At 71.9% G+C, this 7,534-nt stretch carries 6 protein-coding genes; 4 read left to right on the top strand and 2 right to left on the bottom strand.

Annotated features, from left to right (window positions below):
- Positions 1-136 precede the first annotated feature (136 nt).
- Entirely contained in the window at positions 137-655 is a 519-nt protein-coding gene (locus tag GAS53_RS49005; protein WP_151484278.1) for a DUF2617 family protein, read from the bottom strand.
- Positions 656-1,440: 785 nt separating this feature from the next.
- On the opposite strand from GAS53_RS49005, the gene GAS53_RS49015 reads away from it, so the two are divergent.
- Both GAS53_RS49015 and GAS53_RS49020 read left to right on the top strand, forming a co-directional pair.
- Entirely contained in the window at positions 1,441-2,658 is a 1,218-nt protein-coding gene (locus GAS53_RS49015; protein ID WP_151484280.1) for a pyridoxal phosphate-dependent aminotransferase, read from the top strand.
- A 115-nt stretch (positions 2,659-2,773) separates the two neighbouring features.
- Positions 2,774-3,970: a mannosyltransferase family protein gene (locus GAS53_RS49020; RefSeq protein WP_225859596.1), complete on the top strand. Its 1,197-nt coding sequence runs from the start codon at positions 2,774-2,776 to the stop codon at positions 3,968-3,970.
- Positions 3,971-4,080: 110 nt separating this feature from the next.
- On the opposite strand, the gene GAS53_RS49025 is transcribed toward GAS53_RS49020, so the two are convergent.
- Complete coding sequence (locus GAS53_RS49025; RefSeq protein ID WP_151484281.1) at positions 4,081-4,608, bottom strand: YbjN domain-containing protein; 528 nt, start codon at positions 4,606-4,608, stop codon at positions 4,081-4,083.
- Positions 4,609-4,899: 291 nt separating this feature from the next.
- Between GAS53_RS49025 and GAS53_RS49030 the strand changes: the two genes are divergently transcribed.
- Together GAS53_RS49030 and GAS53_RS49035 are read left to right on the top strand one after the other, a co-directional pair.
- Positions 4,900-6,531, top strand: a complete 1,632-nt coding sequence (locus GAS53_RS49030) for a polyamine aminopropyltransferase (RefSeq protein ID WP_151484282.1) — start codon at positions 4,900-4,902, stop codon at positions 6,529-6,531.
- Positions 6,532-6,609: 78 nt separating this feature from the next.
- Positions 6,610-7,434 carry an SRPBCC domain-containing protein gene (locus GAS53_RS49035; protein WP_151484283.1) on the top strand — a complete coding sequence of 275 codons (825 nt, stop codon included), beginning with the start codon at positions 6,610-6,612 and terminating at the stop codon, positions 7,432-7,434.
- The last annotated feature ends 100 nt before the right edge of the window (positions 7,435-7,534 follow it).

The following is a 7,534-nucleotide window of genomic DNA, read 5'->3' on the forward strand; positions in this document are numbered from 1 at the left end:
CCGCGCCCCTCAAAAGGCAGGGGCTGCGCCCCTAGAGACGAAAGACAGGGGCGCAGCCCCGTCTTTCAGGGGCGCGGGGAACTGCGCGACAAGCCCCCACCCACCCGCACATCACCCCCGGGCCCTACGAACCCCCTCAGGCGGGCGCGGCCACGCGGACGCCGACCCGCGTGCGGGTGGCGACCAGTTGCCCGTCCTGCGGATAGGCATGCCAGGTGCGCCAGTGCACCTGACCCTCGTACCGCTGCGCGAGCATCGCGGTGAAGGCGTGGGGGCTGCCGGGGAAGACCCCGGCAAGACCGTTCGGATGGTCGGCCACAAGGGCCAGCAACTCCTGGGCGCGCCCGGCGAACGAGCCCCGCGACAGAGTCTCGACGCGCGCCGCGAACTCGTACTCCCAGTCGCCCACCCGCTCGGCGACGCCGAGCGGCAACGGCGTACTGCTGCCGGGGATGCAGGCGACAGTCTCCGAACACAGGCCCCTCTCCTCCTCCAGGAGCACCTGGTGGGACGCCCCGAGCAGTCTCAACTGAAGCTTCGTACACGAGAGTTCGAGGTCGAGCGTGGCGAGCGCGGGCAGCGGTTCCCGCCCAAGAGCCCAGGCGAGATCGGCCGCGCGCGTGTCGGTATAGGCGGTGTTGAGGGTCGTGAGCATGGGTCGGCTCCGCTGCACGCAAAGGGTGGGGTCGGTGTCCGTGAAGGATGAGTCGGTCCGTCGCACCCCGGTCGGCGCCGGGTGATGTCGGCCCGGTCGGCCAGGTCAGAAGGATGTTCCGGGGTCTGCGTCGGCGATTACGAGGGAATCATGAACGGCGCGTCCGCCACAGCGTTTTTACCCAACTTCGTAGGGTTTCCATCCCCCCGAGGGCTCCACAGCTCAACTGTTCAACCAGGTAGTGCGCTCTTCGTTCACACGTGCGCCTTCACGCCCCTCGAACTCGCCGGCACCCCACAACGGCGAAGCGTCCGCCGGGAGATGACTCCCGGCGGACGCTCGTAGTGCCGGACGGTTCCGGACGCGGTTCCCCGATCCGGAGCTCAGCTGCCCCGTGTCAGCTGCCTCCGCCGCCGCATCCGCCCCCACCGCCCCCGCAGGACGACCCGCCTCCGCAGGACGAGCCGCCGCCGCACGAAGAGCTCCCCGACGAACAGCCGCCGCTCCCGCCCGAGCCGCCGGCCCACCAGCTGCGCCCGGACCGGCGCGAACGCCTCCGCCCCTCACTGGCCGAGGAGATGAGACTGACAACGATCACCACACCGATCACAGCCAGGATGATGCCTACGATCATGGCGCCACCCTCCTTCCGTTCCCCCGAAGCGGCCCCCCGTGGGCTCTGCTTCTTGCCTGTTCTCCTTGCGTTGCTTCTTGCGTGACAGGGGGATGCCCCCGCGCCTCGCGCGCCAAAGCAGAGTTGAGCAAGTCCAGAGGTTGAGCGCAGGATGACGGCCATGACCTCCAGTGCACGCCGCCCCCTCCTCAACCGCCGGCTCGCCGAGTTCGGCACGACGATCTTCGCCGAGATGTCGGCCCTGGCCCTGAGTACCGGCTCGATCAACCTCGGCCAGGGCTTCCCCGACACGGACGGCCCTCAGGAGATCCGCGAGGCGGCCGTACGGGCGCTCCGCGACGGCCGCGGCAACCAGTACCCGCCGGGCCCCGGCGTGCCCGAGCTGCGCACCGCGATCGCCGCGCACCAGGAACGCCGGTACGGACTCACGTACGACCCAGACACCGAGGTCCTGGTCACGGCGGGCGCGACGGAGGCCATCGCCGCCGCCCTGCTCGCCCTCCTGGAGCCCGGCGACGAGGTGATCGCCCTGGAGCCGTACTACGACTCGTACGCGGCCTGTATCGCGATGGCCGGCGGTACGCGCGTACCGGTCACCCTGCGCCCGCACGAGGGCACCCGCGACGGAGTCCCGCATCGAAGCTTCCGCCTGGACCTGGACGAGCTGCGGGACGCGGTCACGGACAACACCCGGCTGCTGCTGATCAACACCCCGCACAACCCGACCGGCACGGTCCTCACCCGCGAGGAGCTCACCGCGATCGCCGAACTGGCCGTCCAGCGGGACCTGCTCGTGGTCACCGACGAGGTGTACGAGCACCTGGTCTTCGACGAGGCCGAGCACATCCCGCTCGCGACCCTGCCCGGGATGCGCGGGCGCACGGTCACCATCGGGAGCGCGGGGAAGTCGTTCTCGTTCACCGGCTGGAAGGTCGGCTGGGTGACGGCGGCGCCCGATCTGGTGGCGGCGGTGCGCTCGGCGAAGCAGTTCCTGACGTACGTGGCCTCGGGGCCCTTCCAGTACGCGGTCGCCGAGGCGCTGGCGCTGCCCGACCCGTACTTCGAGGCGTTCCGTGCGGACATGCTGGCCAAGCGGGACCTGCTGAGCACGGGGCTCGCGGAGGCGGGCTTCGAGGTGTTCACACCGGCCGGGACGTACTTCATCACCACCGACATCCGGCCGCTCGGCGAGAGCGACGGCTTCGCGTTCTGCCGTGCGCTGCCGGAACGGGCGGGTGTCGTCGCCATCCCGAACGCCGTCTTCTACGACCACCGGGAGGCCGGGGCCCCCTTCGTCCGCTTCGCGTTCTGCAAGCAGACACCGGTGCTGGAGGAGGCGGTGAAGCGGCTCAAGACGCTCGCCGGGTAGGGGCACCCGGACGCTGTCACGGCGGCGCGCCGGAGTGGCCGAAGAACGGTGGAAATCGAACCCTCTCGGCCGCGCATCGCTCGCGAATGCCCTGACTTGCCCGCAATGTTCGGGTGTGACCCACGCAAGTACCCTCGCGCCCCCCGCCGTCAAGGAGCCCGCCACCGAGGGCAGCCGTGCCCGTCCGCGGCTGCCCCTGGCGGCGGCGATGGGTACCGCTGTCGGGCTGTTCGCGGCCGCCCGGCTGCTGGGTGCCGCGGCGGTGGCCATGACCGCCTGGGCGACCGGCGGGCATCCGGTCCTGCTGCTCGGCCGGTCCTGGGACTCCGTCTGGTATCTGCGGATCGCCACCGACGGCTACGGGCGCACCCTGCACTTCCGTCCCAACGTCGCCCACAGCGATCTGGCGTTCTTCCCGCTCTATCCGGGCTCGATCCGGGTCGTCACCGAGCTGACCCCGCTCAGCGGCCCCGGCGCGGGCATGCTGATCTCGTGGACGGCCGCCGCGGTGGCCGCCTGCGGGATCTACGCGATCGGCGTCCGGCTGCACGACCGGGCCGTCGCCACCGCCCTCGTCCTCCTGTGGGGCCTGCTGCCGCACTCCGTCGTGCTGTCGATGGCGTACACGGAACCGGTCCTCACCGCCTTCGCCGCCTGGTCGCTGTACGCCCTCCTCACCGGCCGCTGGCTGTGGGCGGGCGCCCTGGCGGCGTGCGCGGGCCTTGCCCGGCCGAACGGCTTCGCGGTGGCGGCGGCGGTGCTCGTGGCGGCGGCGTACGAGATCTTCAGGCGGCGCGGAAAAGTTTCCCACAGGCTGTGGACGGGCGTGGCGCTCGCGCCCCTCGGGTGGGTGGCGTACGTGCTGTGGGTGGGGCGGCGGATGGGCGATCCGCTCGGCGGGTACTTCGAGGTGCAGCGGCTGTGGGGCTCGCGCTTCGACTTCGGTCTCGGCTCACTGCGGTTCATCCGGCATCTGCTGCTGGAGGGCGACCAGCTCCTCTTCCCCACGGCGATGATGATCGTGGCGGCGGGCCTGCTGCTGTACGGGCTGCTGATCGCGGACCGCGCCCCGCTGCCCCTGCTGGTCTACGCGGGCGCGCTGCTGATCGTCGCGATCGGCGGCTCCGGTTTCTTCGAGTCCAAGCCGCGGTTCCTGCTGCCGGCGTTCCCGCTGCTGCTGCCGCTGGCGTGCGCGCTGGCGCGGACGGCGAGAGCCCGGCCATGGCACGCGACCCTGGTGGTCGGCGCCCTGGCCGGGCTCTCGTTCGCGTACGGGGCGTATGTGGTCGTGATCGCCCACAAGCCGCTGTGAGCCGGCGCAGGCCTGTACTCCGCGGGGCTCCACGGGGCTGTACTCCGGAAGCTCCACGGGGCTGCGCTCCGCGTGGCCAGGTTCCGCCGGCCGTGTTCCGCGGGTGAGGACTACTCGTCCTCTTCGGGCTTCTCGGCCTCGTCGATCTCCTGCTCCAGGCCGAGCTGCTCGATGAGCCACTTGTCGAATTCGATGGCGGCCCGCACCCAGCTGACCGTCGACGACACGAAGTGCTCCAGGCTCACGCCGGTGCCGATCAGCATCTGCGCCTCGCCGATCAGGCGGACGGTGCCGTCGTCGTGGGTGTGGCTGTACACCTTCGGCCACAGCGTGCGCCGGTTCCAGTCGTCGATGGACTCCAGCAGCTGGGGCTTCTCGTCGATCTGGTGCGGCCGGTCGTAGAACGTCCGCACCGAGAAGACCTGCTGGTCACCCTCGCCGCGGAACATGAAGTACGTACGGAACTGCTCCCACGGCGCCGCGAGGTCACCCTCGTCGTCGACGACATACTTCAGCTCCATCTGGTCCAGGAGCTGCTTCACAAGGTCCTGATCCGGGACGACAGGGCCCGCCGGTCCGCCGGGGTTCGGCTCGGGCTGGCCCCCGAAGTTCGGAATCGAGGACGGGTCGATAGACATTCGGTGGGTACTCCTGAGGATTGCACGTGGTTACCTGCCTTCGACCCTAGCCGTGATCGGCGGTCAGTAGTCCTACGGCCCCAGGAGAATCCGGAGCAGCGCCCCGAAGGGGCGCGAGGCTGTGACAATTTGCGGCTCCGCCGCGTGGGCGCGACCAGCCCCCACTACCCGCACCCGGCAACGAACCCGTTCACGGCCCGTACGCGCCCTGGCCAAAGTATGCGTCGAGGCCACCGTTTCCACACGTGTGGGTGACAGGACGCAGTTGTTCGGTGACGTACCGTTCGCTGGGTGATCGAGCCGCACGCCCCCGCCCCGCCGGGCCCGGCACCCACTCCGCCAGGCGCGGCACCCGTCCCGCCGGGCACGGCCCCCGCGCGCCTGCCGGTCAAGCCGGCCACCGGCCGGTTCCTCGTCCTCGCCGGCGTCTTCATCTGCGCGGCCTGCGGACTCGTGTACGAACTCGAACTCGTGGCCCTCGCCTCGTACTTGATCGGAGACTCGGTCACCCAGGCCTCGGTCGTCCTGTCCGTGATGGTCTTCGCGATGGGCATCGGCTCACTCGTCGCCAAACGCCTGCGCTGCCGCGCCGCGGCAGGCTTCGGCGCGGTCGAGGCCCTGCTCGCACTCGTCGGCGGCTCCAGCGCGATGGCCCTGTACGCCGTCTTCGCCTGGACCGGCGACTGGGGCGGCGCGTGGGCGGGCGGCTCCAGTTATGTCCTCGTCGCGTTCTCGCTCGCGATCGGCCTGCTCATCGGCGCCGAGGTCCCCCTGCTGATGGAGCTGATCCAGCGCATCCGGAGGCAGGACGCGGGCGGCGCGGTCGCGGACCTGTTCGCCGCGGACTACGTGGGCGCGCTGGTCGGCGGACTCGCGTTCCCCTTCCTTCTCCTGCCCCTGCTCGGCCAGTTGACCGCGACACTCATCACCGGAACCGTCAACGCGCTCGCGGGCGGCGCCCTCGTACTCGGCCTGTTCCGGCAGGACCTGACCCGACGCGGCCGCTGGCTGCTCGTCGTCGCCAACCTCGTCGTCCTCGCGATCCTCGCCTCGGCCGCCGTCCTCGTCGACGACTTCGAACGAGCCGCACGGAACGCGGTGTACGGCAGGGACGTACGGGTCGCGATGCACACCGACGTCCAGGAGGTCGTCCTCACCGGCGGCACCGACGGCCGCCCGCTCGGCCTCTTCCTCGACGGCCGCCTCTGGGTCAGCGGCCACGACGAGCGCCGCTACCACGAAGCCCTCGTCCACCCCGCGATGAACGGCCCGCACGCGCGCGTGCTCGTCCTCGGCGGCGGCGACGGACTCGCCGTACGCGAGGTGCTGCGGCATCCGGGCGTACGGCGGGTCGACGTGGTCGAACTCGACGCGCAGTTCGTGGAGTTGGCGCGCACCGACCCGGCGCTGTCCGAGCTGAACGGACACGCCTACGGCGATCCGCGCGTACGGGTCGCCGCCGCGGACGCGTTCGGCTGGCTGCGCCGGGCCCCGCGGGGCGCGTACGACGTCGTGGTCTCCGATCTGCCGGATCCCGGGATCACGTCCAGTACGAAGCTGTACTCGCAGGAGTTCTACGGGCTCGCCCGCGGGGTTCTCGCGCACGGCGGGCGGCTCGTCGTGCACGCGGGGCCCGTGGCGTCGCGCCCGCGGGTCTTCTGGACGGTCGACGCGACGGTACGGGCGGCCGGGCTGCGGACCGCTCCGTACTCCGCGGCCGGCCGCGACTCCGCCACGGCGGGCGGGCCACGGGCACCGCACGACTGGGGATTCGTACTGGCTTCCCGTGAGCGTCCGCACCTGAGGATCCCGCCGGGCTCACCGGAGGTGCCGTCCCTCCAGGCGGGCGCCCGCGCCGCCGAACGCACCCGGCTCTCCGGCCTCCCGCCCTCCACGCTCGTCCATCCGCGGTACGCCGACTGAGTCCGTCTGCGGGCGGATCCGTGGGAATCCCCGCATACACGGGTGCGGCGCGGGCCGTGCTGGGTAGGCTCGGCCGACATGGAGCATGAGGTGTTCGTTCCGGTTCCCGTCGAGCTTCTCCGGGAGGCTCTCGCCGATCCCGCGCGGGTGGCCCGGGCGGTGCCCGGGCTCCAGCAGGACGCGGGGACGGCGCCCGTCTCCGGCCGCCTGAAGGTACGCGTCGGCGGGCACAGCATCACGTATCGCGGGGCGCTCCGCGTCTCCCCGCAGGACGGCGACTCGTACGCCGTCGAGGCCGACGCCTCGGAGGCCCGCGGCAGCGGCTCGGTCAAACTCGCCCTCACCCTCTCCATCCGCCCCGCGGAGAACGGCTCGACGGTCGCTTTCAGCGGGACGGCTTCCGCCGACGGCCGGGTGACGGACCTGCCCCCGGACGCGGTGACCTCGGCGACGACCCGCCTGCTGAACCGCTTCGCGGAGAACTTGGGGACTGCACCTGCCTCCGGCGGTCGAGCGGAGTCGGGCGAGGCGGCGGAGTCGGGCGAGGCGGTGAGGGAGGAAGTCGAAGAGACGCCTTCCGTCGAGGAACCCCCGTCCGTCTACGAGACCGAGGTCCCGCCGCCCTCCCTCGCCCCCTTCGCCGAGGGCGACTTCGAGGGTGGCTTCGAGGACGACGCGGCCGCACCGCCGGAGGCTCCGGCCGAGGCGGCCCACGCCCGCCGCACGATGATCGGCCGCAGCGCGGAGGAGGTCGACCACGCGCCCCCGCGGGGCCGCTACGCCCCGGTCCCCGCGCCCGAGGCGGCGGGCCCCACGGCGGCGCTCCGCTGGGCGGCCCCGGCGGCGGCCTTCGTCCTGGCATCGGCCATCGTGGTCGGCAGAGCCCTACGAAAGCGCCGCTAGGCGCTCCGCGGAGTTGTGCGTCGTCTGCGGGTGAGTGGGGGCTGGCCGCGCAGTTCCCCGCGCCCCTGAAAGACGGGGCTGCGCCCCGTCAGGGGCGCGG

This window comes from Streptomyces albicerus (assembly GCF_008905045.1).
GTDB lineage: Bacteria > Actinomycetota > Actinomycetes > Streptomycetales > Streptomycetaceae > Streptomyces > Streptomyces albicerus.